This is a genomic window from Micrococcaceae bacterium Sec5.8, from assembly GCA_039636775.1.
Classification (GTDB): domain Bacteria; phylum Actinomycetota; class Actinomycetes; order Actinomycetales; family Micrococcaceae; genus Arthrobacter.
Window position 1 is genome coordinate 1,972,860 of the sequence record CP143429.1, and the last position, 24,907, is coordinate 1,997,766.

Below are 24,907 nucleotides of genomic sequence, written 5' to 3' on the forward strand. Positions count from 1 at the left end.
AAGGTGCCATGGCACTGACAGCATCAGTCAAGGAAGAACTTTCCCGGCTGGATATTAAGAAATCTTCGGTCCGCAAGGCTGAAGTGTCCGCCATGCTCCGTTTCGCCGGTGGCCTGCACATCATTTCGGGCCGGATCGTGATCGAGGCCGAAGTTGACCTCGCCTCCACCGCGCGGCGGCTGCGCGCCGCCATCGCAGAGGTCTACGGGCACCAGAGCGAAATTATCGTTGTATCCGGCGGCGGACTGCGCCGCGGCAGCCGCTACGTGGTCCGGGTGGTGCGCGACGGCGAAGCCCTCGCCCGCCAGACCGGCCTGCTGGACGCCCGGGGCCGCCCGGTGCGCGGGCTGCCCTCCGTAGTGGTGAACGGTTCCGCCGCCGACGCCGAGGCCGTCTGGCGCGGCGCCTTCCTGGCTCACGGATCCCTCACGGAACCCGGCCGGTCCTCGGCCATGGAGGTCACCTGCCCGGGCCCGGAGTCCGCCCTGGCGCTTGTCGGCGCGGCCCGCCGGCTCGGCATCCAGGCCAAGGCCCGCGAGGTCAGGGGAGTGGACCGTGTGGTCATCCGCGACGGCGACACGATCGCGGCGCTCCTGACCCGGATGGGCGCCCATGACGCGCTCATGGTCTGGGAGGAACGGCGGATGCGCAAAGAGGTCCGTGCCACCGCCAACCGGCTGGCCAACTTCGACGACGCCAACCTCCGCCGATCGGCGCAGGCAGCGGTAGCCGCCGGCGCCCGGGTGGACCGCGCCCTGGAAATTCTCGGTGATGACGTGCCGGACCATCTGAAGTACGCCGGCGAATTGCGGGTGGCCCACAAGCAGGCCAGCCTGGACGAGCTCGGCCGCCTTGCGGACCCGGTCATGACCAAGGACGCCATTGCGGGCCGGATCCGCCGGTTGCTGGCCATGGCGGACAAACGCGCCCAGGACCTCGGCATTCCCGGCACGGAAGCCAACGTGACGCCGGAAATGTTGGACGAGTAGACCCGCCGGCTCAGCCCCTGCAGAATCGGATCGGGCCGGTGGGAATACCTCGGGGGGACCGGAGGCTATGCCCAGTGGATGCCAATCCAGGAATTTCCGGGTGCCAAACCATCCGGATGCACAATCCGAGAGTTACCAAACGGACAACCAGTCCACGACATTGGAGGATTTTGTGACCGAGTACGTACTGCCCGAACTGGACTACGACTACGCCGCGCTGGAGCCCCACATCTCCGCGAGAATCATGGAACTGCACCACAGCAAGCACCATGCCGCTTACGTGGCCGGGGCCAACAACGCTCTCAGCCAGCTGGCCGAGGCCCGCGACAAGGGTGACTTCGCCAACATTAACCGCCTTTCCAAGGACCTCGCGTTCCACACCGGCGGCCACGTGAACCACTACGTGTTCTGGAAGAACCTTTCCCCGGACGGCGGCGACAAGCCTGAGGGTGAGCTTGCGGCTGCGATCGACGACGCGTTTGGTTCCTTCGATGCTTTCCGGGCCCAGTTCACGGCCGCGGCCATGGGCCTGCAGGGCTCCGGCTGGGGCTTCCTCGCCTACGAGCCGATCGGCGGCAACCTGGTGATCGAGCAGCTGTATGACCAGCAGGGCAACGTCGCACTGGGCACCACCCCGCTGCTGATGCTGGACATGTGGGAGCACGCTTTCTACCTGGATTACGTGAACGTCAAGGCGGATTACGTGAAAGCGTTCTGGAACATCGTGAACTGGGCCGACGTCGCCAAGCGCTTCAACGCCGCGCGCACCAGCGCCACAGGGCTGATCACCCTCTAGCAGAGCCGGGGCACTTCTGCGTGGCGAAGTCCACGCACCCGTAGCAAAGTTCACCGTACGGGCCGTTCAGCCCGAATCGTGGACGGTCCGCCCCCGCACTTGCGGGGGCGGACCAAGTTAAACGTAAGATGGATCACGGAAGGCGGCTAGCCTTCAGCAATGTGGCTGGTCGCCCTCCGATCTGTAATCATCTCTGCCCAATGGCGTGCGGGATCTGTTAGTTGGCTTGAGCGCCTTCTCAACTAGTCGTGCTTGCAAGAGCACCAAGGAGACTGAAAACGTGACCACCCGTATTGGTATTAACGGCTTCGGCCGTATTGGCCGCAACTACTTCCGCGCCGCACTCGCCCAGGGGGCGGATCTCGAGATCGTTGCAGTCAACGATCTCACCAGCCCGGAAGCACTCGCCCACCTCTTCAAGTACGACTCCGTCGGCGGGCGCCTGGCCGAATCCATCGAGGTCAAGGACGGCAACATCGTCGTCGACGGCAAGACCGTAAAGGTCCTGGCCGAACGGGACCCCGCCAACCTTCCCTGGGGTGAGCTCGGCGTCGACGTCGTAATCGAATCCACCGGCTTCTTCACCAAGGCCGCCGATGCGCAGAAGCACATCGACGCCGGTGCCAAGAAGGTCCTGATCTCCGCCCCCGCGTCGGACGAGGACATCACCATCGTGATGGGCGTCAACGAGGGTCTCTACGATCCGGCGGCGCACCACATCATCTCCAACGCCTCATGCACCACCAACTGCCTCGGCCCGCTGGCCAAGGTCATCAACGACTCCTTCGGCATCGAGCGCGGCCTGATGACGACGATCCACGCCTACACCGCGGACCAGAACCTGCAGGACGGTCCGCACAAGGACCTCCGGCGCGCCCGGGCCGCTGCCATCAACATGGTCCCCACCTCCACGGGTGCAGCCAAGGCGATTGGCCTGGTCCTGCCGGCGCTCAAGGGCAAGCTCGATGGCTACGCCATCCGCGTACCCGTGCCCACCGGCTCCGCCACGGACCTGACGGTCGTCGTCTCCCGCGAAACCACCGTCGAGGAAGTCAACGCCGCCCTCAAGGCCGCGTCCGAAACCCCTGAACTCAAGGGCCTGCTGACCTACACGGACGAGCCGATTGTCTCCTCGGACATCGTCGGGGACCCGGCATCCTCCATCTTCGACTCCGGCCTGACCAAGGTGATCGGCAACCAGGTCAAGGTCGTTTCCTGGTACGACAACGAGTGGGGCTACTCCAACCGCCTGGTGGATCTCACGGAGCTCGTCGCAGCCAAGCTGGGCTAGGGTAAGACTCATGACATTCCACACCCTCGACGAATTAATCGCTGATGGTGTCCGCGGGCGGTACGTTCTGGTGCGAAGTGACCTGAACGTGCCGCTCGACGGCTCTACAGTGACTGATGACGGCCGGATCAAGGCCTCCCTCCCAGTGCTGGCGAAGCTCACGGACGCCGGCGCCCGCGTGCTGGTCACAGCCCACCTCGGCCGCCCCAAGGGTGCGCCCGAGGACAAATACTCGCTCAAGCCCGCCGTCGCCCGGCTGGCCGGGCTGGCCCCGTTCAAGGTGTCCCTTGCGGGGGACACCGTCGGAGACGCCGCGAAGGCTGCAGCTGAGGCGTTGCAGGACGGCGAGGCCCTTGTCCTGGAGAACGTGCGCTTCGACGCGCGGGAAACGTCCAAAGACGACGCCGAACGGGGTGCCTTCGCGGACGAGCTCGTGGCCCTCACCGGTTCCGGCGGAGCTTTCGTGGACGACGCCTTCGGCGCGGTGCACCGCAAGCATGCGTCCGTCTACGACGTCGCGACCCGGCTGCCGTCCTACCAGGGCGATCTGGTCCGCACCGAAGTTGAGGTGCTGCGCAAGCTCACCACCGACACCCAGCGGCCCTACGTCGTTGTGCTGGGCGGTTCCAAGGTCTCGGACAAGCTCGCTGTGATCAGCAACCTCATCGGCAAGGCAGACACCATCCTGGTCGGCGGCGGCATGCTGTTCACCTTCCTTGCCGCTGCAGGCCACAAAGTCGGTGGAAGCCTGCTCGAAGAGGACCAGGTCCCGGTGGTCCAGGACTACCTCAAACGCGCGGCGGACGCCGGCACCGAATTCGTGGTTCCCACCGACGTCGTGGTCGCCGGCAAGTTCGCTGCCGACGCCGACCACGAAACGGTGCGCGCCGACGCGATTGAAGAGTCCGGCTTCGGTGCCTCCGGTATCGGTCTGGACATCGGACCGGAATCGGCGGCCGCGTTTGCGGAGCGGATCAAGGACGCGAAGACGGTGTTCTGGAACGGTCCCATGGGCGTGTTTGAGTTCCCGGCGTTCGCTGCCGGCACCCGCGCCGTCGCTGAGGCCTTGACCGGAACGGACGCCTTCACCGTCGTCGGCGGCGGCGACTCCGCCGCTGCGGTCCGGACCCTCGGCTTCGCCGATGACCAGTTCGGGCACATTTCCACCGGCGGCGGCGCCAGCCTGGAGTACCTCGAAGGCAAGGAACTCCCGGGCCTCAGCGTCCTGGACCGCTAACCCGTCCAGCCGGCAGGGCACCCTGTCCCCGGACGGGGCGCCCTGCCGGCTTTTTTCACTGCTACCAACTTTTTGGAGACCACGTGACTACGTCAACCAACGGCACCTTCGACCGCAGGCCCTTCATTGCCGGCAACTGGAAGATGAACATGGACCATGTCCAGGGCATCACTCTCCTGCAGAAACTGGCCTGGACTCTGTCCGATGCCAAGCACGATTACACCCGGGTGGAGGTGGCCGTTTTCCCGCCGTTCACCGATCTCCGCGGCGTCCAGACCCTGGTTCAGGGCGATGAGCTCAACGTTGTCTACGGCGGACAGGATCTCTCCCCGGCGGACTCCGGCGCTTACACCGGTGACATCTCCGGCCAGTTCCTCGCCAAGCTGGGCTGCAGCTACGTCCTGGTCGGCCACAGCGAACGCCGCACCATCCACCACGAGGCGGATGACGTCCTCAACGCCAAAACCAAGGCGGCGTTCAAGCACGGCGTCACCCCGGTACTGTGCGTCGGCGAGGGCCTGGAAATCCGGCAGGCCGGAACCCATGTTGATCACACGCTGGCGCAGCTCCGCGCCGGCGTCGAAGGCCTCACCGCGGAGCAGGCAGCGGAGCTCGTCGTCGCCTACGAGCCGGTCTGGGCGATCGGAACGGGTGAAGTCGCCGGTCCCGGGGACGCTCAGGAAATGTGCGCTGCCATCCGTGCCGAGCTCGCCACGCTGTTCGGAGGGGACGTCGCCAACAAGACCCGGCTCCTCTATGGCGGTTCTGTGAAGGCGAACAACGCCGCGTCGATTCTCAAGGAACGCGACGTGGACGGATTGCTCGTGGGTGGCGCCAGCCTTGATGCCGCCGAGTTTGCTAACATTGTCAGGTTCGAGAGTCACCTGTTGACCGATTAGTTCGGACACCGTCGTGGCCCCCGCAATTTACCTCTTCTGAAAGGCCGTCGTGGACGTTCTTCATGTCATCCTGCAGGTCCTCCTGGGCATCACCAGTCTTTTGCTGACCCTGCTCATCCTGCTCCACAAAGGCCGCGGCGGAGGCCTCTCGGATATGTTCGGTGGCGGTATGACATCGGGCCTCAGCTCCTCCGGCGTGGCCGAAAGGAACCTGAACCGCTTCACGGTTATCCTCGGCGTCACCTGGGGTGTCGTGATTATCGGGCTGGGCCTGCTCATGCGATTCACCGGAGGCGGCGACTCCTAGCACCGGGACTGTAGACCCTGGAAGACTGCCTGCGAAGGCACAGGGTTAAAAACTTCATCTAGGGTCCTGTGGCCCTCCCCGCATCGGGAACTCCAGATTTACACTGTGGCATTGCCCGCGTGGCTGATTGCACGCGTAACATGTCCGCCGAGTAGCCAGGAGTTCCCGATGCTGCATTCTGCCCCCGGTTTTCGGGGTATCCGTGTAGGAGCCACCGAGGGGGCTTCCCCGCGGCACGAGCCGCCCGACGGCATCCGCACCCCCCGCATCCAGGTGATCTACCGCTGCGCCAAAAGCCACGAGACTCCGCTGATCTTCGCTCAATTGCCGGACGAACTGATCCCCGGGGTCTGGGACTGCCGCCGTTGCGGTGGAACGGCCACCCGCGACGAAGCCCAGTTCGCGTTAGAGGACTTTCCGGCAGACGGCTTCAAGAGCCACCTGGAATACGTTAAAGAGCGGCGCTCCAGCCAGGACGCCGACGACGTCCTGGCCGGAGCGCTTGAGCGACTTCGCGCCCGCCGCGGCCTCCCGGGGGGATAGCAGCGCGGACCACCCGGCAGGCGCTAGCTCTTCCGGACCAGCTGGGCCGGAACCCGTGCGGCCGCGTTCTCGTCGATCAGCCACAGCGTTTCGTTGCGGCCGCGCGGGCCCGCAGCCGGGACCTGCACCGGGTTGGCGCCGGCCAGGGCCAGGCCGACGGCCCCGGCCTTGTCCTCGCCCGCCACCACCATCCAGACTTCGGACGCGGTGTTGATCGCAGGCAGGGTCAGGGACACCCGCAGCGGCGGCGGCTTGGGGGAGTTGCGGACCCCGACCACGGTGAGTTCCTTCTCCCGGATGCCGGCCTGTTCCGGAAACAGCGACGCGATGTGCGCATCCGGCCCCACGCCGAGGAGGACGATGTCGAAGCGGGGGAGTGCAGCCGGCTGTTCCGGCCGGTCATCGGACATGTCCGCAGCGTGTTCGGCGGCTGCGGCCCCGGCCAGCCGCCGGGCGTAGTCCGCGGCAGCCTGCTCCGCAGAGTCGAAGTCCGCAGTGGATCCGGGCACGTGGATCCGGGCAGGGTCCGCGTTGATGTGCGCCAGGAGTGCCTCGTGGGCCTGGCCTGCGTTGCGTTCGCCGTCATCAGGCGCGACGAAGCGTTCGTCACCCCACCAGAAGTTGACCTTGGACCAGTCGACGGCGGGGGCCGCCGGGGATTCGGCCACGGCCTTCAACGAACCGATGCCCATCGACCCGCCGGTAAGAACCACAGTCGCCTCGCCGTGTTTGTCCTGGATGTCCACCAGCTTGGTGATCAGGCGGGCTGCGATGGCGGCCATAAGGACTGTCGAGTCGGGATGGATGCTTACTCTGGGCTCAGCGCTCACTGGGACGGACACTCCTTAGATTGGTACGTGGCAGTCCAATAGTAATCACTTCACCGAACACTTCGTCCGGGTCCAGGCGCCGCAACTCCTCCGCGAGGCAGTCCTTGAGGCTGCGGCGCGGCAGCGAGATGCGCTGCACCGGCTGGCCCGGCTGGCTCAGCTCTGCCACCGTCAGGCCCGGCCGGAACAGCTGCACGTCGCCGCCGGTCCGGGTGAGCCGCACCCGGCGAATGCCGGTGCCGGCCGGATCCGCGACGATTGTCACCGGCGCGTCCAGCGCCAGCGTAAGCCACGCCGCGAGCAGGATGGTGCTCGGCGAATCGGAGGCACCCTCGACGGCGACGGCCGTCACCGGGGAGCTGTCCACCTGGTCCAGGACCGCGGCCAGCTGGATCCGCCAGTTGGTCAAGCGGGTCCAGGCAAGGTCTGTGTCGCCGGCCTTGTAGGTGCGGCGGATGTTCTCCAGCGCGCGCTGCGGATCCGCCTCGTTGCCCGAGTCCGTGATCCGGCGGTGCGCGATCCCGCCGATGGAGGTCTGGCAGGCGTTCCTCGGAGCCCCGTGCGGCCACCAGGCCACGATCGGCGCATCAGGCAGCAGCAGGGCGGCGACCAGTGATTCGCTTTCCTCTGCGAGTTCCCCGTAACCGCGCAGCACGATGACCTCGGAGGCACCGGCGTCGCCACCCACCCGGATCTGTGCGTCGAGGCGGGTCGGCGCCTCGGCTCCGGCGTCGGCGAGGACGATAATCCGGCAGGGATGCTCCCGGCTGGCCTCGTTGGCGGCTTCGATGGCTTCCTCTTCCAACCCGGACTTGGTCACGACCACGAGGGTGAGCACCCTGCCGAGCGCGATCACACCGCCCTGCTCGCGCAGGGCCATGATCTTCTTGGAGACCTTGGAGGTGGTGGTGTCGGGAAGATCTACAATCATGGCCTTCTCCAGGTTCGTCCGTCGCGGGCAAGAAGTTCGTGGGCGGAGGCAGGTCCCCAGCTGCCGGGTGCATAGGGTTCGGGCTGTTGCGCCAGGGACGCCCAGTATTCCTCGAAAGGATCCAGAATCTTCCAGGACAGCTCAACTTCAGCGTGTCGGGGGAAGAGCGGGGGCTCGCCAAGAAGCACGTCGAGAATGAGCCGTTCGTACGCCTCCGGGCTGGACTCCGTGAACGAGTGGCCGTACCCGAAGTCCATGGTGACGTCGCGGACTTCCATCTGCGTGCCCGGAACCTTGGATCCGAAGCGGATGGTAGCACCTTCGTCCGGCTGGACCCGGATGACGACGGCGTTCTGGCCGAAATCGTCCTCGCCGTGGTCGGTGAAGAGCAGGTTCGGCGCGCGCTTGAGCACGACGGCGATCTCGGTCACCCGGCGGCCCAGGCGCTTGCCGGCGCGCAGGTAGAACGGCACGCCGGCCCAGCGCCGGGTGTTGATGTCGACCCGGATGGCGGCAAACGTTTCCGTTTTGGAGTCGGCTGGAATGCCGTCCTCCTCCAGGTACCCTGCCACCTGCTCGCCACCCTGCCAGCCGCCGGTGAACTGCCCGCGGGCCGAATGCGTGGAGAGGTCCTCGGGGAGCCGGACGGCCGCGAGGACCTTTTCCTTCTCGGCGCGGAGGTCGTCGGCGTTGAAAGAAATCGGCTCTTCCATGGCGGTCAGTGCCAGAAGCTGCAGCAGGTGGTTCTGGATGACGTCGCGGGCTGCACCCACGCCGTCGTAGTAACCTGCCCGGCCGCCGGTTCCGATGTCCTCGGCCATGGTGATCTGGACGTGGTCCACGTAGTTGGCGTTCCAGAGCGGCTCGAAGAGCTGGTTCGCGAAGCGCAGCGCCAGAATGTTCTGCACTGTCTCTTTCCCCAGGTAGTGGTCGATCCGGAAGACCGCGTCCGGTGGAAAGACCGACTCCACGATGTCGTTGAGCTGGCGTGCCGATTCAAGGTTGTGGCCAAAAGGCTTCTCGATGACCACGCGCCGCCACTTGTTACCCTCGGCCTGGGCCAGTCCGTGCTTGGACAGCTGCCGGCAGACGATTTCGAAAGCGTTCGGAGGGATGGACAGGTAAAACGCGTGGTTGCCGCGAGTGCCGCGCTGTTCGTCCAGTTCGTCGATGGTTTCGCTCAACCGCTTGAAGGCGTCGTCGTCGTCAAACTCGCCCTGCACGAACCGGATGCCTTTGGAGAGCTGCGTCCAGACCGTCTCGTCGAACGGGGTGCGGGCGTAGGCTTTGACCGCCGCCTTCACCTCCGCGGCGAAGTCCTCGTTTTCCCAGTTCCGCCTGGCGAAGCCAACGAGGGCGAAGCTCGGTGGAAGCAGCCCCCGGTTGGCGAGGTCGTACACGGCCGGCATGAGTTTCTTCCGGGCCAGGTCCCCTGTGACCCCAAACAGGACCAGCGACGACGGTCCTGCAATACGGTTCAGGCGCCTGTCGCGCGGATCGCGGAGCGGATTGCGCCCCGGCCCCGAGGAAGGACGGCTGCCGTTGTATTTTTCTGGCATGGTGACGTGGGTGCCTTAGCTTTCGGTGGAAGGTGCGGCGTGGCCGGCCAGCGTGGAGACGAGTTCCTGGAACTGGCGGACACCAGCCCCGCGGTCCGTGAGGTGCAGCCGGAGAACCGGCCGGCCGTGGTCGGAAAGCACCTGGGCGTCTCCGGCGGCCTGGGCTGAGATCAGCTCCCCGAAGGTGAAGGGGCGGTCAGGGATCGCCAGGTCGGTGGCGGCAGCGGCAGTGACCTGCAGAAAAACGCCAATCGCCGGGCCGCCTTTATGGAACTGGCCGGTGGAGTGCAGGAACCGCGGGCCCCAGCCGAACGTCACCGGACGGCCGCTGAGGGCTGCCAGTTCGTCACGGACGCCCTCCAGCGGCGCGTAGGCCAGACGGTCGAAGTAGGCCTGCACGCTGAGGTAGTCTTCCGGGCCCAGCTCGCCGAGGAGCGCGCTGACGGCATCAGCCGCGGTGCTTGCTCCGCCGAGCCAGTCTCCACCGCGGACTTCGATGGCACCGTCGGTGAAGGCCGCCGGCGTCGGTTCGGGCTGCGCATCCAGCAGACCGCGCGCCGCCACCTTGGCGGCCTCGACATCCGGCTGGTCATAGGGATTGATCCCGAGGAGGCGCCCGGCCACCGCCGTGGCGAACTCCCACGTCATCATCTGGGTGGGCAGGCCCCCGGCGATGGCGACCTCATTCTCACCGAGTTCGACGTCGGCGTCCGCCGCGACGAGACGGACCACAAGGACGTCCGGTGCGCCGAGGGTGGCTTCGGGGGAGCGCGGGCCGGCGACCACCGGCAGCACCCCGGTGCCGAGCTTGCCGGTGGATTCGGCGATGAGCTGTTCGGCCCAGTCCGCAAAGCCTTTGATACCGGAGCCGTCCTCGGCGATGACCACCTTGTTGCGCAGCGGGCTGGTGCCGCCCAGCGCGGCGCCGAGGGCGAGGCCGATGTTTTCCGCGCCGTCCTCGTTGAGAACCTCGGCGGCCTCCTCCGCTTCGTCAAGAAACGCCTGGATGTCCACACCGGCGAGGCCGCAGGGAACCATTCCGAACGCGGTGAGCGCCGAGTACCGGCCGCCGACGTTGGGGTCCGCGTTGAAAACAGCCCGGTAACCCGCCTCACGGGAGGCTTTGTCCAAGGGCGAACCCGGATCGGTGACGATCACGATGCGGCTCTTCGCGTCCAGTCCCGCCTCGGTAAACGCGTGCTCAAAGATGCGGCGCTGGGAATCCGTTTCCAGCGTGGAACCGGACTTGGAGGACACGACGATCGCGGTTTCGGCCAACCGGTCTGCGAGGGCAGCGGCAACCTGTTCCGGGTCGGTGCTGTCCAGCACTGCCAGCTCGACGCCCGCGGTTCCGGCGATGACTTCGGGGGCCAGCGAGGAACCGCCCATGCCGCACAGCACGATCCGGCTGACGCCCTCGGCGCGCAAGGCGTCCCGCAGGGCCAGGATGTCCGCGACCAGCGCCTGGGAGACGGTGGCTGCCTCAACCCAGCCGAGCCGGACGGACGCCTCGGCCTCGGCGTCGGGGCCCCACAGGGTGGCGTCCTTCGCGAAGATCCGCGTGGCGACCTTTTCTTCGAGCAGGGCGGGCAAGTGCTGGTCGTGGGCCAGGCGGGCGGCGCCCGTGGCGTCGTAGCTGAGAGTGGTCATGGGACTATGCGTCCTTCCGTGCAGCGGCGAGGGCAATCTCGACGTCGGCGAGCAGTTCCTTCCAGCTTGCCACGAACTTGTCGAGTCCTTCGGTCTCAAGCAACGCGACAACTTCGTTGTAGGAGATTCCGAGGCCGTCCAGCGCGTTCAGCGTGGCGTTGGCGTCGTTGTAGCCGCGGCTGATCGTGTTGCCCGTAACGGTACCGTGGTCGAAGGTCGCGTCGAGTGTCTTTTCCGGCATGGTGTTCACGACGCCGGGGGCGACGAGTTCCGTGACGTACAGGGTGTCCGGGTAGGCCGGATCCTTGACGCCGGTGGAGGCCCACAGTGGACGCTGCGGGAGGGCTCCCGCGTCCGCCAGGAGGGCCCAGCGTTCGGTGGCGAACAGCTCTTCGTAGACCTGGTAGGCCAGCCGGGCATTTGCCAGGCCCGCTTTGCCCTTGAGGGCGCGGGCTTCGTCGGTGCCGATTGCGTCGAGCCGCTTATCCACTTCGGAGTCAACGCGGGAGACGAAGAACGACGCCACCGAGTGGATCGTAGCGAGGTCGTGGCCGTTGTCCTTGGCCTGCTCCAGACCGGACTGGAAGGCGTTGACGACGGCCCGGTAGCGCTCCAGCGAGAAGATCAGGGTGACGTTGACGCTGATGCCGGCGGCCAGGGTGGCCGTGATCGCCTCCAGGCCCTCCAGGGTGGCCGGGATTTTGATCAGGACGTTGTCCTTATTCACGCGTTCGTAGAGTGCCTTGGCCTCGGCAATGGTGCCGGCCGCGTCCCAGGCCAGGCGGGGGTCCACCTCGATCGACACCCGGCCGTCCACGCCCTTGGTCGCGGCGGCCACCGGGGCGAAGAGGTCGCAGGCGTCGGCGACGTCGGTGGTGGTGATGGAGAAGACAGTCTCTTCGACGCTGTTGCCGGCGGCCGCCTGCGCGGCGATCACGGTGTCGTAGTCGTGGGCGACCGCGAGGGCTGACTGGAAGATGCTCGGGTTGGTGGTGACCCCGACGACGTTCTTCTCTTCGATCAGTTTGCGCAGGGTGCCGGTATCCAGGCGTCCGCGGGAGAGGTCATCGAGCCAGATGGAGACGCCGGCATCGGAGAGCTGCTGCGTGGGGGTAGAGCTGGGGGTGGTGGTCATAGGTCACTCCTGGAGTCTGGGGCCGCCGCCACGGAATGGGACGGCGGCCCAAAGAACGAAAAAGGTGCTGGTTAGGCCTTAAGGCCGGCGAGGGAGTCCCTGGCGGCGGCCGCTACGGCCTCCGCGGTGATGCCGAACTCCTGGAAGAGGCGCTTGTAGTCCGCCGAGGCGCCGAAGTGCTCGAGGGAGATGGATCGGCCGGCGTCGCCGACAAATTCCTTCCAGCCCAGGGCAAGTCCGGCCTCCACGGATACCCGGGCCTTGACGGCGGCAGGGAGCACCGCTTCGCGGTAGGCGGCGTCCTGGGCGTTGAACCACTCCACGCACGGCATGGAAACGACGCGGGTGGGAATGCCCTGGGCCTGCAGGGCTTCACGGGCCTCCACCGCGAGCTGGACCTCCGATCCGGTGCCGATCAGGATGACCTGCGCCTTGGCGGTGCGGCCGTCGGCTGAGGCCTCGGCCAGGACGTAGCCGCCGCGTGCCACGCCGGCGGCAGAACCGAAGGTGTCACCCTCGGCCTCTGACGTTCCGCGGGCGTAGGTGGGGATGTTCTGGCGGGTCAGCACGATCCCGGCAGGGTTTGCGTGGTTCTCGAGCATGACCTTCCAGGCTGCCGCGACCTCATTGGCGTCGCCGGGCCGGACAACATCCAGCCCCGGGATGGCGCGGAGAGCGGCCAGCTGCTCCACCGGCTGGTGCGTTGGTCCGTCTTCGCCGAGCCCGATTGAGTCGTGGGTCCAGACGTAGAGGGACGGGGCACCCATGAGGGCGCCGAGCCGGATGGCCGGGCGCTGGTAGTCGCTGAAAATCAGGAAAGTGCCGGAGAACGCGCGGGTGCGCCCGTGCAGGCTGATGCCGTTGACGATCGAGGCAGCGGCGTGTTCGCGGATGCCGAAGTGCAGCACGCGGCCGTAGGGGTTTCCCTTCCACGCCGCCGTGGACCGGGAGACCGGAATGAAGGAGGGCGAACCCTCGATCGTGGTGTTGTTGGACTCGGCGAGGTCGGCCGAACCGCCCCACAACTCCGGCATGACCGGGGCGATTGCGTTCAAGACCTTGCCGGACGCTGCGCGGGTCGAGACGTCCTTGCCGGCTTCGAACACCGGCAGTGCGGAATCGAGTCCGGCCGGGAGCTTGCGCGCTTCAACGCGCTCAAGCAGCGCGGCGGCCTCGGGGTTCCCGGACTGCCACGCCTCAAAGGCCTGCTGCCATTCGCTGCGCGCAGCCGCGCCGCGGTCCGCAGCTTCGCGGGCGTGGGCCAGAACCTCGTCGTCGACCTGGAAGGTGCGCTCCGGGTCGAAACCGAGGATGTTCTTCAGTGCGGCGACTTCCTCGGCGCCGAGGGCGGAGCCGTGGATCTTGCCGGTGTTCTGCTTCTTCGGGGCCGGGTAGCCGATGATGGTGCGCAGCGAAATGATGGACGGCTTGCCCGTCTCAGCCTTGGCCGCGACAAGTGCGGCGTGGAGCTCCTGCACGTCTTCCTTGTATTCACCGGTGCGGGTCCAGTCCACACGCTGGGTGTGCCAGCCGTAGGCCTCGTAGCGCTTCAGGACATCCTCGGTGAAAGCGATGTCGGTGTCGTCCTCAATGGAGATGTGGTTCTCGTCGTAGATAACCACGAGGTTGCCGAGCTCCTGGTGCCCGGCGAGAGAGGAAGCCTCAGCCGTGACGCCTTCCTGCAGGTCGCCGTCGGAGGCGATAACCCAGACGGTGTGGTCGAACGGGCTGGTGCCGGGGGCGGCATCAGCGTCGAACAGGCCGCGTTGGCGGCGCTGGGAAAATGCGAAGCCAACGGCCATGGCCAGGCCCTGGCCGAGCGGGCCCGTGGTCACTTCCACGCCCGCGGTGTGCTTGTACTCCGGGTGCCCCGGAGTCAATGAACCCCACGTGCGCAGCGCCTCAAGGTCGGACAGTTCCAGACCGTAGCCGGAGAGGAAAAGCTGGATGTAGAGCGTAAGGGAGGTGTGGCCGGGGGAGAGGACAAACCGGTCGCGTCCCAGCCAGTCAGGGTTCTTCGGGTCGTGCCGCATCAGCTTGTGGAAGAGAAGGTACGCGGCCGGAGCCAGGCTCATGGCGGTCCCGGGGTGCCCGTTGCCGACCTTCTCCACGGCGTCCGCGGCGAGGACGCGGATGGTGTCCACGGCGCGGTCGTCCAAGCTGGTCCATGACAGTTCTTGCTCTTCCAAATGTGGCACGAAAACCGGGCCCCTCTCTGTGCTGACGGCGGGCGGTAAGGGCAGTCCCGTCCGGGGCACAGTGTGGTGCCCGCTGCGGTACGTCCCAGCCGTTCACCATCGAAACGTTGATCTATCCTTCAGCCGCGAATGGGCATCTGCGGTAATAGCGGATGGACACCTCAGACAGTGGGACCGCCGCTGTGGCCGTCCCGTGCGCGCTGATCTGCAGACAGCTTAGCCCCATTCGCCCGGGCAGGCGCGGTATATCTCACCAAATGGACCGGATTTCGCCCTCGAGTGAACCGCCGGCCGCCGGGTCGGCTGTGAGCACTCGTTAATCTGAGTGACCTCCGGGAGCGGTATGATGGGTCGTGGCTACCAACGGGGGCGGGAACACGGCTGTGCGCTGCTCGTGGACCTTTGCGAAAAGCAACCCGTGTTGCGAAAACAAGCCGGACTGAACAGCCAGACAGAACAGAGTGACTGCCACCGTGAGCACAACACATACGCCGCTGACCGCTTCTCTTCCGCGCGGACGGGCCGGCTTCGCCCGCAAAGCCAAGGCCTACCTGGCGCTCACTAAACCCCGCGTCATCGAGCTGCTGCTCGTCAGCACCCTGCCTACCATGATCTACGCCGAGCGTGGCTTCCCATCCATCGGCCTGATCCTGGCGACCCTCGTCGGCGGCGCCTTCGCCGCCGGCAGCGCAGGAGCGTTCAACTGTTACATCGACCGGGACATCGATAAACTCATGCACCGCACCGAGAACCGGCCGCTGGTCACCGGTGAGGTCACGCCCCGGGAAGCGCTGGTGTTTTCCTGGCTGCTGGGCGCGGCGGCAATTGCCATTCTCTGGTTCGGGGCCAACCCGCTCGCAGCGTGGCTGGGGCTCGGGGCGATCGTCTTCTACGTGGTCATCTACACCATGATCCTCAAACGACGCACCGCACAGAACATCGTCTGGGGCGGCGCCGCCGGGTGCTTCCCCGTGCTGATCGCATGGGCCGCGGTGACCAACACCGTCGAGTGGCCCGCCGTCGTGCTTTTCATGGTCATTTTCCTCTGGACACCGCCGCACTACTGGCCGTTGTCCATGCGCTACGGCGAGGATTACCGCAACGCCAAGGTCCCGATGCTCGGTGCGATCGCCGGCGCCAAAGTCGTATCCGTTCAGGTGGTCCTGTACGCATGGGCCATGGTGGTGTGCTCGCTGCTGCTGATTCCGGCGGGCGGCGCCGGGTGGGTCTACACCGCCACCGCCGTACTCGCCGGAGCCTGGTTCCTCTACGAATCGCACGCCCTCTACAACCGGGCGCAGGCCGGGGACGTGTCCAATAAGGGAGCCATGAAAGTCTTCCATGGCTCGATCAGCTACCTGACCCTGCTCTTCCTCGCCCTCGCGGTTGATCCGTTCGTCGGTTCCGCCATCATGGGAAGCTGACCGGCTTCCAGCAAACAACAACGCTTTGTGTGATCCCTACTTCACCGGGCTGCTGCGGGCGAGGTCGGCTGCGTTGACAGCCGCGCTCATGAGAAGTGCCGAGCCGAGCATGTGGGCGGCGACCAGAAGCGCCGGGATGCCGTTGTAGTACTGCGTGAAACCGATGACGGCCTGCAGCACAGTGACGCCCAGCAGCAGAGCGACGGCGGTGCGGAACGCACCCGAAATCCTGCCCCGCACTACGAGGAACACCGCGAACAGCGCCCCGGCTGTCACCAGGTAAGCCGGAACCGCGTGGATGTGCGAGAACAGGTCCCAGTCCAGGTCGTTGCGGGGGGCGTCGGCGTCGCCAGCGTGCGGACCTGCGCCGGTGACCACCACACCCAGGCAGACCGCCACGGCGGAGAACAAGGCAACGGCAGTCGTCAGCGGACGCGCCACACCCGGCAGGGCCGCGAGTTCGGCGGTGCGGAACTTCCCGGTCCGGCCGAATGCGCGGTTGACCAGCAGCGTGGCCACCACCACGAGGGCCATGGAGACCAGGAAATGCAGGCCCACCACCCACGGGTTGAGCTGGGTCAGCACGGTGATGCCGCCGATCACGGCCTGCGCCGGGATGCTGGCGAGCAGGGCCAGGGCCAGCAGGAAAAGGTCGCGGCGTTCCCGGCGCAGATTCCACAAGTACACCAGCATGGCAACGGCGACGGCGGCCAGCGCGAACGTCAGCAGCCGGTTGCCGAATTCGATGATCCCGTGGATCCCCATTTCCGGGGTATTCACCAGCGAGGAGTCCGTGCACCGCGGCCACGTGGGGCAGCCCAGGCCCGAGGCGGTGAGACGGACGGCGCCGCCGGTGACGATCAGGAGGGTCTGGCCGATCAGGGACAGCACCGCCAGCCGCTTGACCGCCGTATTAACGGTGTCAGGCAGCCACGGGATGGTGCGGGAAGTGGTCCGGGGTGTGCGGGAGGCCGTACTCACAGTTTTCTCAATTCCATTTGAACCAGCGGGTTGCTGCGGTGCCGGCGACTGCCGTCCAGAGCAGCAGGACAAGGACCGGGGCGGGGTGGACGCTGCCGGAAAGAAACGCGTCCCGCAGGGCCTGCCCCAGGGCCCCGGACGGGAGGAAGTGCACGACGTCCTGCAGGAGGGCAGGGAGCCGCTCGGCCGGAATCACGATGCCGCCGAGGGCGCCGAGCAGGATCCAGAGCAGGTTGGTGATGGCAAGGGTGGCCTCCGGGCGGACGGTTCCGGCGACGAGCAGGCCCAGCGCGGTGAACGCCGCGGCGCCCAGCACCAGCACGGCTAGCCCGGGAACCCAGCCCGCCGGCTCGGGCTGCCAGCCCAGCAGGAGGGCTGCCGCCGTGACGACCAGTACCTGCAGTGCCAGGACGGCGAGGACCGCGAGAATCTTCCCCGCCATCAGGCCCGTCCGGCCCAGCGGGGTCGTCGACAGGAAGCGCAGGACCCCGTACCGGCGGTCAAACCCGGTGGAGATGCCTTGGCCGGTGAAGGCGGTGGACATGGCACACAGCGCGAGGATGCCCGGCACCGCAACGTTGATCCGGCTCGACCCGAAACTGTCCAGCAGGGGGGTCACGGTCAGGCCCACCATGGCCAGGAGCGGCAGGACGATCGCCAGGATCAACTGCTCGCCGTTCCGGAGCATGGTGGCCGTCTCGTATTTGCCCTGCTGGAGGATGCGGCGCAGCAACGGCGCGGGGGCGCTGCCAAGGGGGCGGACCGGCGGCGCGCTGCCGGCCGGTACGTTCCCTACTGCGGCACTGTCGCGGGTCATCGAATTTCCCTTCCGGAGATGTCGAGGAACACGTCTTCCAGGCTGCGGGCCTCCAGGCTCAGTGAGCGCGGCATGATGCCCCGGGATGCCCACTCCGCAGTGATCGCGGCAAGGTCTGCCGCGGTCATGGCGCCGGTGGCGGCGTAGCTGCCCGCCCGCGCCTCGGTGACGGTGACGCCGTCGGCCAGCACCCCGGTGAAATCGAGGCCGGGCTCGGTCTCGAACAGCAGCGTGCGGACGTGCTGCTCGCCGGCGCCGGGCGGCAGGGGGTGCTGCAGGAGCTGGGCCACCGTTCCTTCGGCAACGTTGCGGCCGGCGTCGATGATGTAGACGTAGTCCGCCAGCCGCTGGGCGTCGTCCATGAGGTGGGTGGTCAGGATGATCCCCATCCCGCGGTTCCGGAGCTCGGAGATGAGCTCAAACACCAGTTGGCGTGACTGCGGATCCAAGCCGGCGCTGGGCTCATCCAGGAACAGCACTTCGGGATTGCCCACCAGGGCGGCGGCAAGGGCAAGCCGCTGTTTTTGGCCGCCCGAGAGCCGCCGCACCGAGGTCCGGCTGAAAGCGTCGATGCCGAGCCGTTCGATCAGTTCCTCGACCGGCCACGGGTCCTGGTACATGCCGGCCACATGCCTGAGCAGGGGGACGGGACGCGCCGACGGCGGGAGCCCGCCGTCCTGGAGCATCACCCCGACGCGGGCCCGCAGCCCCGCCCCGGCCGTGTCCGGGTCCTCACCCAGAAGGCTGATGCTGCCGGAAGTGCGCTTCTGCAGCCCCTGGGCGCATTCGATGGTGGTGGTTTTGCCTGCGCCGTTGGCCCCCAGCAGGGCCGTGACCTGTCCGCGTTCGGCTACGAGGGAAAGCCCGCTGACCACCCGCAGCATTTTGCCGTCGAGAGTGGGCAGTGGACCAACATCCTTGACTAGCCCGCTGATGGTCAGGACGGGGGATTCGGGGGATCGCACCACAGCATTCTACGTGATGTAGTACGTCCTGTTCGGGCCGGAGGATAGTCATGCCTTACTGGATGCGGGGACTAAATTAGGACATGATTGTGTTGTGTATTCCATGAGCTCTCCTTCTGTTGCCCTCGCCGGGCCCGGCCGTCCGCGCAACGCGCCGGCCGCCCCGGCCGTGGCGGCCGCGTTCCCGGCGGGCGACGCCGAGGAACGGACCCGGGACCGCGTGCTGAATGCGGTGCTCGAACACGGGCCCATCAGTGCCGCCGAACTCGGTGAGCTGCTGGGTTTCACGCCGGCCGCGGTCCGCCGGCACCTGGACCACCTTTCCCGCGACGGGGTGATCGAGGTCAAACGCGCAGCCCGGGCAGGCGCAGGTGCCGGGCGTCCGGCCCGGCGTTACGTCCTCAGTTCCCAGGGCCAATCCACGCTCGGGAACGATTACCTGGACATTGCAACGCTGGCGCTGCAGCGCCTCAGTGAAATGGCCGGTCCCGAGGCGGTCCGCCAGTTCGCCGTCGAACGCTTCGGTGACATGGAACGCCGTTACGCGCCGGAAATCGACGCCGCCGGTCCGGACATCACTGCCCGGGCGCAGGCGCTTTCCGAGGCGTTGAGCCGCGACGGGTTTGTGGCGTCCACCACGTCCATCGAGGCCAGGGCGCCGTTACCGGCGGCACTCTCGAGTGTGCAGCTCTGCCAAGGGCATTGCCCCATCCAGCAGCTCGCCGCGCACTTTCCGGTGTTTTGCGACGTCGAGACGGATGTCTTTTCCCGGCTGGTGGGCGTCGACGTCCGCCGGCTGTCCACGCTGGCCCGGGGCGGCCACGTCTGCACCACCCACATCCCTACAGGCCGTCCGGCGGCCGCGGTGCCAACCGGTCCCGCCCTTCCGGGCAGCCTGGACGAAATATCCAACCATCTGCAAGAAAGGCCGTGATGACGGACCAACTATCAGAGAAGAAGGTTGCTGAATCCACTGTGATTTCGGAGATTCTGGAAAAGAATCCCGAGCTCCACGGAATCGGAACCTATGAGTACGGCTGGTCCGACAAGAACGACGTCGGCGCCAACGCCCGCCGCGGCATCAACGAGGACGTCGTCCGCGACATTTCGGCGAAGAAGAACGAGCCGGAGTGGATGCTGGACCTGCGCCTGAAGGGTCTGAAGTACTTCGACCGCAAGCCGATGCCGACCTGGGGTGCTGATCTTTCCGGCATCGACTTCGACAACATCAAGTACTTCGTCCGGTCCACGGAAAAGCAGGCCAACACCTGGGAGGACCTGCCCGAGGACATCCGGAACACGTACGAGAAGCTGGGCATCCCGGAAGCCGAGCGCAGCCGCCTCGTCTCCGGTGTGGCCGCACAGTACGAGTCCGAGGTGGTCTACCACCAGATCCGCGAGGACCTGGAACAGCAGGGCGTCATCTTCCTGGACACGGACACCGCGCTGCGCGAGCACCCGGAGATCTTCCAGGAGTACTTCGGCACCATTATTCCGGTGGGTGATAACAAGTTCGCGTCCCTGAATACGTCCGTCTGGTCCGGCGGTTCGTTCGTGTACGTGCCCAAGGGCGTCCACGTGGACATTCCGCTGCAGGCCTACTTCCGCATCAACACGGAAAACATGGGCCAGTTCGAGCGCACCCTGATCATCGCCGACGAGGATTCCTACGTCCACTACATCGAAGGCTGCACGGCGCCGATCTACACCTCGGACTCGCTGCACTCCGCCGTCGTGGAAATCGTCGTGAAGAAGGGCGCCCGGGTCCGCTACACGACCATCCAGAACTGGTCCACCAACGTGTACAACCTGGTCACCAAGCGCGCCATCTGCGAAGAGGGCGCCACGATGGAGTGGATTGATGGCAACATCGGCTCCAAGGTCACCATGAAGTACCCGGCCGTCTACCTTGTGGGCGAGGGCGCCAAGGGCGAGACCTTGTCCATTGCGTTCGCCGGCGAGGGCCAGCACCAGGACACGGGCTCCAAAATGGTCCACATCGCACCGAACACCAAGAGCTCGATTGTGTCCAAGTCGGTGGCCCGCGGCGGCGGCCGCGCCGCATACCGCGGCCTGGTCCAGGTCCGTGAAGGCGCCAAGCACTCGGCCAACACTGTCCGGTGCGACGCGCTGCTGGTGGACACCATCAGCCGGTCGGACACCTACCCGTACATCGACATCCGCGAGGACGATGTGACCATGGGGCACGAAGCCACGGTCTCGCGGGTCAGCGAAGAGCAGCTGTTTTACCTGATGTCCCGCGGCATGCGCGAAGACGAGGCCATGGCGATGATCGTCCGCGGCTTCATCGAGCCGATCGCCCGTGAGCTGCCGATGGAATACGCCCTTGAGCTGAACCGCCTGATTGAACTGCAGATGGAAGGATCGGTCGGTTAATGACTGACATCACTACTGAAAAGGCCCGCATCGGCGCGCCTTCAGCCCAACCGTTCATCAACGGTTTCACCGAAGAGGGCGAAAGCCTGTCGCCGTTGAACACCGCGGAGTCCAAGTCACCGCTCGCCGGGGAAGCCGTCAAGGCCCACTCGCATGGCGGCGGCGTCGGCGTGCCCGACAGCTCCCGCGCCGGGCGCCTGGCGTCCTACCAGCTGGCGGACTTCAAACCGCTGACCGGTATGGAGGAAGACTGGCGGTTCACTCCGCTTAAGCGTCTCCGCGGCCTGCATACCGCAGTCCTCAATGGACCCGCGCCGGCCGTGGCCGTCACCGCCCCGGACAATGTCACCGTTGAGACGGTTGGCCGGGACGACCGTCGGATTGGTTCCGCTGCGATTCCGGAAGACCGCGTCTCTGCGAACGGCTGGGAAAACTTCACCGAAGCCACCGTCATCACTGTTCCGGCAGAGGTCCAGGCCGACGGCGAGATCAGCGTCGTGCTCACCGGTCAGGGTACGGAGGCGTCCGCGCAGCACGTGGTGATTGTCGCCGAAAAGTTCTCCAAGTCAGTCGTCGTCCTGGACCACCAGGGCACCGCCGTCGTCTCGGAAAACATCGAAATGCTGGTAGAGGACGGCGCGCAGCTCACCGTCATCTCGCTTCAGGAATGGAACGACGACGCCGTTCACGCGTCCTCCCAGCAGGCGAAGCTGGGCCGCGACGCCAAGTTCAAGCACATCGTCGTCAGCCTCGGCGGGGACTTGGTGCGGGTCACGCCGTCGGCACGCTTTACGGCCCCCGGCGCTGAAGTGGAACTCTTCGGCCTGTACTTCGCCGACGCCGGCCAGCACCTGGAGCAGCGGCTCTTCGTGGACCATGCCGTCCCCAACTGCAAGTCCAACGTCCTGTACAAGGGCGCCCTGCAGGGCCGCAATGCGCACACCGTCTGGGTGGGAGACGTCCTGATCCGTAAGGAAGCAGAAGGCACCGACACCTACGAGGCGAACCGCAACCTGGTCCTCACCGACGGTGCCCGCGCCGACTCTGTGCCGAACCTGGAAATCGAGACCGGCCTGATCGCCGGCGCCGGCCACGCCAGCGCCACCGGACGGTTCGATGACCAGCACCTGTTCTACCTGATGGCCCGCGGCATTCCTGAAGAGGTGGCCCGCCGGCTCGTGGTCCGCGGATTCCTGAACGAGATCATCCAGCAGATCCGGGTGCCCGCGATCGAGGAGCGCCTCACGGCCGCCGTCGAACGCGAACTCGCGGCCACGGACAACTAGTGCGCAGCACCGGAAAACACAGCACCAGAGAACACGGAAACCTTCCATGACTGAACAGCCAAAGGGCGAACTGGTCTGCAACGCCAGCGAGATCCAAGTTAAGCAGGCGCTCCGGATCCTGATCGACGACTATCCGGTCGCGATCGTGAAGGACTCGATGGGCGAGATCCACGCCATCGGTGACACCTGCTCGCATGCGGACATCTCCCTCTCCGAAGGCGAGGTGGAAGGCTGCAAGATCGAGTGCTGGGGCCACGGCTCCCAGTTCGACCTGCGCAGCGGCGAGCCGCTCCAGCTGCCGGCCTACGATCCGGTCCCTGTCTTTGCCGTCACCGTCCTGGATGACGAGGTCTATGTGGACTTCACCAACGTCCTGAACGGCGCCGAGGCTCCGACCTTCAGCTAGCTGCCCGCAGCCGGCACCCGCACAACTGAACTTATCGACAAGAAACCGCACAGTGCCGGAAGGCACCGTGCAGAGGAGAACAAGGCACATGTCTACTCTTGAGATCAAGGACCTGCACGTCAGCATTGACACCGAGCAGGGCACGAAGGAAATCCTGAAGGGCGTCAGCCTGACAATCCGCACCGGCGAGACCCACGCGATCATGGGCCCCAACGGTTCCGGCAAGTCCACCCTGGCGTCCACCATCGCCGGGCACCCCCGCTACAACGTCACCTCAGGCACCATCACGCTGGACGGCGAAGATGTCCTCGCCATGAGCGTCGACGAACGGGCCCGCGCGGGCCTGTTCCTGGCCATGCAGTACCCGGTGGAGGTCCCCGGCGTCAGCATGACGAACTTCCTGCGGACCGCCAAGACCGCCATCGACGGCGAGGCTCCCAAACTGCGCACCTGGACCAAGGACGTCAAGGCCGCCATGGCCCAGCTGCGCATCGACGCTGACTTCACCCAGCGCAACGTCAACGAGGGCTTCTCCGGCGGCGAAAAGAAGCGCGTGGAGATCCTCCAACTCGAACTCTTCAAGCCGAAGTTCGCCATCCTCGACGAGACCGACTCAGGACTCGACGTCGACGCGCTGAAGGTCGTCTCCGAGGGCGTCAACCGCGCGCACGCGGAAGGCAACATGGGCACCCTGCTCATCACGCACTACACCCGGATCCTGCGATACATCAAGCCGGAATTCGTGCACGTGTTCGTTGACGGACAGGTTGTTGAAGAAGGCGGCCCGGAGCTCGCCGACCGCCTGGAGGAAGAAGGCTACGACCGCTACGCCACCGGCGCAGGGGCAGCCACCATCGCTGCTGCTTCCGCTGCAGCACAGGCCTAGATAGGACAACGCCATGACCGAACTCAATGTGGCCCGCACGGGCCTCGAGGACGTCGAAGAGGCCCTCAAGGATGTCATCGACCCGGAACTGGGCGTAAACATCGTTGACCTGGGTCTGCTCTACGGCCTGAAGTACTCGGACGACGACGGCGCGTTGCTGATCGACATGACGCTTACCACCGCTGCCTGCCCGCTCACCGATGTGATCGAGGAGCAGGTTGGCCAGGCCCTGGAAAGCGTCGTCGACGAATGGCGCCTCAACTGGGTGTGGATGCCGCCGTGGGGTCCGGAACGGATCACCGAGGACGGCCGCGACCAGATGCGTGCCCTCGGCTTCAACATCTGAGCCGCACCGCACCCGGCGCATTCCACAGGGTGCACCGTAGACGGCGCACTTACGACGGCGGCCGGTCTCCTTCCACTGAGAAGGGGACCGGCCGCCGTCGTACCCTCACCGGGTTCTTGGGGTCAGGGGGTGGCAGCGCCGAACGTGTCGCACTGGTTGATATCGCCGCTCTTGTAGCCCTGGTAGAACCATTTCTGGCGCTGCGCGCTGGAGCCGTGGGTCCAGGCCTCCGGGGACACCCGGCCGGTGGCGGCCTTCTGGATCCGGTCGTCGCCGACGGCCGAGGCTGCGGAGAGGGCGTCCTGCAGGTCCTGCTCCTTCAAAGGCTCCAGGTACGGGACCCCGGTGTTGGGATCCTGCTGGGTCGTGGCGTACCGGACCCACAGGCCCGCGTAGCAGTCGGCCTGCAGCTCCACCCGGACGCCCCCGGATTCCGGACCCTGGGGATCCTGCTGGGCGCGGTCCAGGTTCCCCAGGACGTTCTGGATGTGGTGGCCGAACTCGTGGGCCACCACGTACTCCTGCGCCAGCGGACCGCCCGAGGAACCGAACCGGTCCACGAGCTCCTGGAAGAAGCCTGGGTCAAAGTACGCGGTCGTGTCTGCGGGGCAGTAGAACGGACCCACGTCCGACGTCGCCGCGCCGCAACCGGTGTTGGTTGCCGCATCGAAGATCACGGTTTTGGGCTGCGGATACTTGGTGTCGTACTGGGCCAGGTACGCCGGCCAGAACGCGTTCAGGCTGTTGACGGTGCCGGTGATGCGGCAGTCGAGCCTGGCGTCTGCGTCGGCTCCGGTCTTGCAGGCCGGCGCCGTGCTCTGGCTTTGCGAACCGGATTCCTGCGTACTGGACCCCAGACCCTCCAGGAGGGCGGGGTTAATGCCGAGGAGGGCGGCGATCAGCAGGACAATCCCGCCGCCGATCCCGCCGCCCACTTTGACGCCGCGGCCCATGCCGCGGCGGTCCTGGACCTGGGACGGATCCAGCTGGACGTTGTCGTTAAAACTCATGGAGTCACAATATCGCGGACCGGC

24 protein-coding genes are annotated in these 24,907 nt (G+C 66.3%); 14 read left to right on the forward strand and 10 right to left on the reverse strand.

Annotated features, from left to right (window positions below; genetic code table 11):
* The first annotated feature begins 8 nt into the window (after positions 1 to 8).
* From whiA to VUN84_09100, 7 genes are all read left to right on the forward strand, one after another.
* A complete protein-coding gene (gene whiA / locus VUN84_09070) occupies positions 9 to 989 on the forward strand; it encodes a DNA-binding protein WhiA (protein ID XAS62503.1) in 981 nt (326 codons plus the stop codon).
* A 172-nt stretch (positions 990 to 1,161) separates the two neighbouring features.
* Positions 1,162 to 1,785: a superoxide dismutase gene (locus VUN84_09075; GenBank protein XAS62504.1), complete on the forward strand. Its 624-nt coding sequence runs from the start codon at positions 1,162 to 1,164 to the stop codon at positions 1,783 to 1,785.
* A gap of 280 nt (positions 1,786 to 2,065) precedes the next feature.
* Positions 2,066 to 3,076 carry a type I glyceraldehyde-3-phosphate dehydrogenase gene (gene gap, locus VUN84_09080; protein XAS62505.1) on the forward strand — a complete coding sequence of 337 codons (1,011 nt, stop codon included), beginning with the start codon at positions 2,066 to 2,068 and terminating at the stop codon, positions 3,074 to 3,076.
* Between the two features lie 10 nt (positions 3,077 to 3,086).
* Positions 3,087 to 4,313 (forward strand): phosphoglycerate kinase, encoded by a 1,227-nt coding sequence (locus tag VUN84_09085; GenBank protein XAS62506.1) that lies wholly within the window; start codon positions 3,087 to 3,089, stop codon positions 4,311 to 4,313.
* Positions 4,314 to 4,396: 83 nt separating this feature from the next.
* Positions 4,397 to 5,212: a triose-phosphate isomerase gene (tpiA, locus tag VUN84_09090; GenBank protein ID XAS62507.1), complete on the forward strand. Its 816-nt coding sequence runs from the start codon at positions 4,397 to 4,399 to the stop codon at positions 5,210 to 5,212.
* A gap of 49 nt (positions 5,213 to 5,261) precedes the next feature.
* Positions 5,262 to 5,519 carry a preprotein translocase subunit SecG gene (gene secG, locus VUN84_09095; protein ID XAS62508.1) on the forward strand — a complete coding sequence of 86 codons (258 nt, stop codon included), beginning with the start codon at positions 5,262 to 5,264 and terminating at the stop codon, positions 5,517 to 5,519.
* A 168-nt stretch (positions 5,520 to 5,687) separates the two neighbouring features.
* Positions 5,688 to 6,062 carry an RNA polymerase-binding protein RbpA gene (locus VUN84_09100; GenBank protein ID XAS62509.1) on the forward strand — a complete coding sequence of 125 codons (375 nt, stop codon included), beginning with the start codon at positions 5,688 to 5,690 and terminating at the stop codon, positions 6,060 to 6,062.
* Between the two features lie 23 nt (positions 6,063 to 6,085).
* Here VUN84_09100 and pgl read toward each other — a convergent pair whose 3' ends face one another.
* The 6 genes from pgl to tkt form a co-directional block, all read right to left on the reverse strand.
* On the reverse strand, positions 6,086 to 6,892 hold the full coding sequence (gene pgl, locus VUN84_09105) for a 6-phosphogluconolactonase (GenBank protein ID XAS62510.1): 807 nt from the start codon (positions 6,890 to 6,892) through the stop codon (positions 6,086 to 6,088).
* A complete protein-coding gene (locus VUN84_09110) occupies positions 6,882 to 7,823 on the reverse strand; it encodes a glucose-6-phosphate dehydrogenase assembly protein OpcA (protein ID XAS62511.1) in 942 nt (313 codons plus the stop codon). The genes pgl and VUN84_09110 overlap by 11 nt, the downstream gene beginning before the upstream one ends.
* Positions 7,820 to 9,382 (reverse strand): glucose-6-phosphate dehydrogenase, encoded by a 1,563-nt coding sequence (zwf, locus tag VUN84_09115; protein XAS62512.1) that lies wholly within the window; start codon positions 9,380 to 9,382, stop codon positions 7,820 to 7,822. Before zwf ends, VUN84_09110 begins: the two co-directional genes overlap by 4 nt.
* A 15-nt stretch (positions 9,383 to 9,397) precedes the next feature.
* Positions 9,398 to 11,032, reverse strand: a complete 1,635-nt coding sequence (locus VUN84_09120) for a glucose-6-phosphate isomerase (GenBank protein ID XAS62513.1) — start codon at positions 11,030 to 11,032, stop codon at positions 9,398 to 9,400.
* A gap of 4 nt (positions 11,033 to 11,036) precedes the next feature.
* Positions 11,037 to 12,167 (reverse strand): transaldolase, encoded by a 1,131-nt coding sequence (gene tal, locus VUN84_09125; protein XAS62514.1) that lies wholly within the window; start codon positions 12,165 to 12,167, stop codon positions 11,037 to 11,039.
* 71 nt (positions 12,168 to 12,238) lie between these two features.
* A complete protein-coding gene (tkt, locus tag VUN84_09130; GenBank protein ID XAS65804.1) occupies positions 12,239 to 14,356 on the reverse strand; it encodes a transketolase in 2,118 nt (705 codons plus the stop codon).
* A 470-nt stretch (positions 14,357 to 14,826) separates the two neighbouring features.
* On the opposite strand from tkt, the gene VUN84_09135 reads away from it, so the two are divergent.
* Positions 14,827 to 15,789, forward strand: coding sequence for a heme o synthase (locus tag VUN84_09135; GenBank protein XAS62515.1), 963 nt, complete (start codon positions 14,827 to 14,829; stop codon positions 15,787 to 15,789).
* A 36-nt stretch (positions 15,790 to 15,825) separates the two neighbouring features.
* On the opposite strand, the gene VUN84_09140 is transcribed toward VUN84_09135, so the two are convergent.
* Genes VUN84_09140 through VUN84_09150 form a run of 3 tightly spaced genes read right to left on the reverse strand, consistent with a single transcriptional unit; the run spans position 15,826 to position 18,552 of the window.
* A complete protein-coding gene (locus tag VUN84_09140; protein ID XAS62516.1) occupies positions 15,826 to 16,770 on the reverse strand; it encodes a COX15/CtaA family protein in 945 nt (314 codons plus the stop codon).
* Positions 16,771 to 16,777: 7 nt separating this feature from the next.
* Entirely contained in the window at positions 16,778 to 17,587 is an 810-nt protein-coding gene (locus VUN84_09145) for an ABC transporter permease (GenBank protein ID XAS62517.1), read from the reverse strand.
* A complete protein-coding gene (locus tag VUN84_09150) occupies positions 17,584 to 18,552 on the reverse strand; it encodes an ABC transporter ATP-binding protein (protein ID XAS62518.1) in 969 nt (322 codons plus the stop codon). Before VUN84_09150 ends, VUN84_09145 begins: the two co-directional genes overlap by 4 nt.
* A 94-nt stretch (positions 18,553 to 18,646) precedes the next feature.
* Between VUN84_09150 and VUN84_09155 the strand changes: the two genes are divergently transcribed.
* The 6 genes from VUN84_09155 (at position 18,647) to VUN84_09180 (ending at position 23,873) form a co-directional block, all read left to right on the forward strand.
* Positions 18,647 to 19,486: a winged helix-turn-helix transcriptional regulator gene (locus VUN84_09155; GenBank protein XAS62519.1), complete on the forward strand. Its 840-nt coding sequence runs from the start codon at positions 18,647 to 18,649 to the stop codon at positions 19,484 to 19,486.
* Complete coding sequence (gene sufB, locus VUN84_09160) at positions 19,486 to 20,949, forward strand: Fe-S cluster assembly protein SufB (protein ID XAS62520.1); 1,464 nt, start codon at positions 19,486 to 19,488, stop codon at positions 20,947 to 20,949. The genes VUN84_09155 and sufB overlap by 1 nt, the downstream gene beginning before the upstream one ends.
* Complete coding sequence (gene sufD, locus VUN84_09165) at positions 20,949 to 22,235, forward strand: Fe-S cluster assembly protein SufD (protein XAS62521.1); 1,287 nt, start codon at positions 20,949 to 20,951, stop codon at positions 22,233 to 22,235. The genes sufB and sufD overlap by 1 nt, the downstream gene beginning before the upstream one ends.
* A 46-nt stretch (positions 22,236 to 22,281) precedes the next feature.
* Positions 22,282 to 22,641 carry a non-heme iron oxygenase ferredoxin subunit gene (locus VUN84_09170; GenBank protein XAS62522.1) on the forward strand — a complete coding sequence of 120 codons (360 nt, stop codon included), beginning with the start codon at positions 22,282 to 22,284 and terminating at the stop codon, positions 22,639 to 22,641.
* 88 nt (positions 22,642 to 22,729) lie between these two features.
* The gene (sufC, locus tag VUN84_09175; protein ID XAS62523.1) at positions 22,730 to 23,527 is read left to right on the forward strand and encodes a Fe-S cluster assembly ATPase SufC; all 798 of its coding nucleotides are present in this window, start codon (positions 22,730 to 22,732) and stop codon (positions 23,525 to 23,527) included.
* Positions 23,528 to 23,540: 13 nt separating this feature from the next.
* Positions 23,541 to 23,873, forward strand: coding sequence for a metal-sulfur cluster assembly factor (locus VUN84_09180; GenBank protein XAS62524.1), 333 nt, complete (start codon positions 23,541 to 23,543; stop codon positions 23,871 to 23,873).
* Positions 23,874 to 23,995: 122 nt separating this feature from the next.
* Here the strand turns inward: VUN84_09180 and VUN84_09185 are convergent, their stop codons facing one another.
* Complete coding sequence (locus VUN84_09185; protein XAS62525.1) at positions 23,996 to 24,883, reverse strand: neutral zinc metallopeptidase; 888 nt, start codon at positions 24,881 to 24,883, stop codon at positions 23,996 to 23,998.
* Between the last annotated feature and the right edge of the window lie 24 nt (positions 24,884 to 24,907).

Bases quoted from the DNA above. Each gene is read 5' to 3' on its own strand.
- whiA (XAS62503.1), top strand. From the start codon at position 9: ATGGCACTGACAGCATCAGTCAAGGAAGAACTTTCCCGGCTGGATATT.
- VUN84_09085 (XAS62506.1), top strand. From the start codon at position 3,087: ATGACATTCCACACCCTCGACGAATTAATCGCTGATGGTGTCCGCGGG.
- VUN84_09100 (XAS62509.1), top strand. From the start codon at position 5,688: ATGCTGCATTCTGCCCCCGGTTTTCGGGGTATCCGTGTAGGAGCCACC.
- VUN84_09110 (XAS62511.1), bottom strand. From the start codon at position 7,823: ATGATTGTAGATCTTCCCGACACCACCACCTCCAAGGTCTCCAAGAAG.
- zwf (XAS62512.1), bottom strand. From the start codon at position 9,382: ATGCCAGAAAAATACAACGGCAGCCGTCCTTCCTCGGGGCCGGGGCGC.
- VUN84_09120 (XAS62513.1), bottom strand. From the start codon at position 11,032: ATGACCACTCTCAGCTACGACGCCACGGGCGCCGCCCGCCTGGCCCAC.
- tal (XAS62514.1), bottom strand. From the start codon at position 12,167: ATGACCACCACCCCCAGCTCTACCCCCACGCAGCAGCTCTCCGATGCC.
- VUN84_09145 (XAS62517.1), bottom strand. From the start codon at position 17,587: ATGACCCGCGACAGTGCCGCAGTAGGGAACGTACCGGCCGGCAGCGCG.
- sufB (XAS62520.1), top strand. From the start codon at position 19,486: ATGACGGACCAACTATCAGAGAAGAAGGTTGCTGAATCCACTGTGATT.
- sufD (XAS62521.1), top strand. From the start codon at position 20,949: ATGACTGACATCACTACTGAAAAGGCCCGCATCGGCGCGCCTTCAGCC.
- VUN84_09170 (XAS62522.1), top strand. From the start codon at position 22,282: ATGACTGAACAGCCAAAGGGCGAACTGGTCTGCAACGCCAGCGAGATC.
- sufC (XAS62523.1), top strand. From the start codon at position 22,730: ATGTCTACTCTTGAGATCAAGGACCTGCACGTCAGCATTGACACCGAG.
- VUN84_09180 (XAS62524.1), top strand. From the start codon at position 23,541: ATGACCGAACTCAATGTGGCCCGCACGGGCCTCGAGGACGTCGAAGAG.
- VUN84_09185 (XAS62525.1), bottom strand. From the start codon at position 24,883: ATGAGTTTTAACGACAACGTCCAGCTGGATCCGTCCCAGGTCCAGGAC.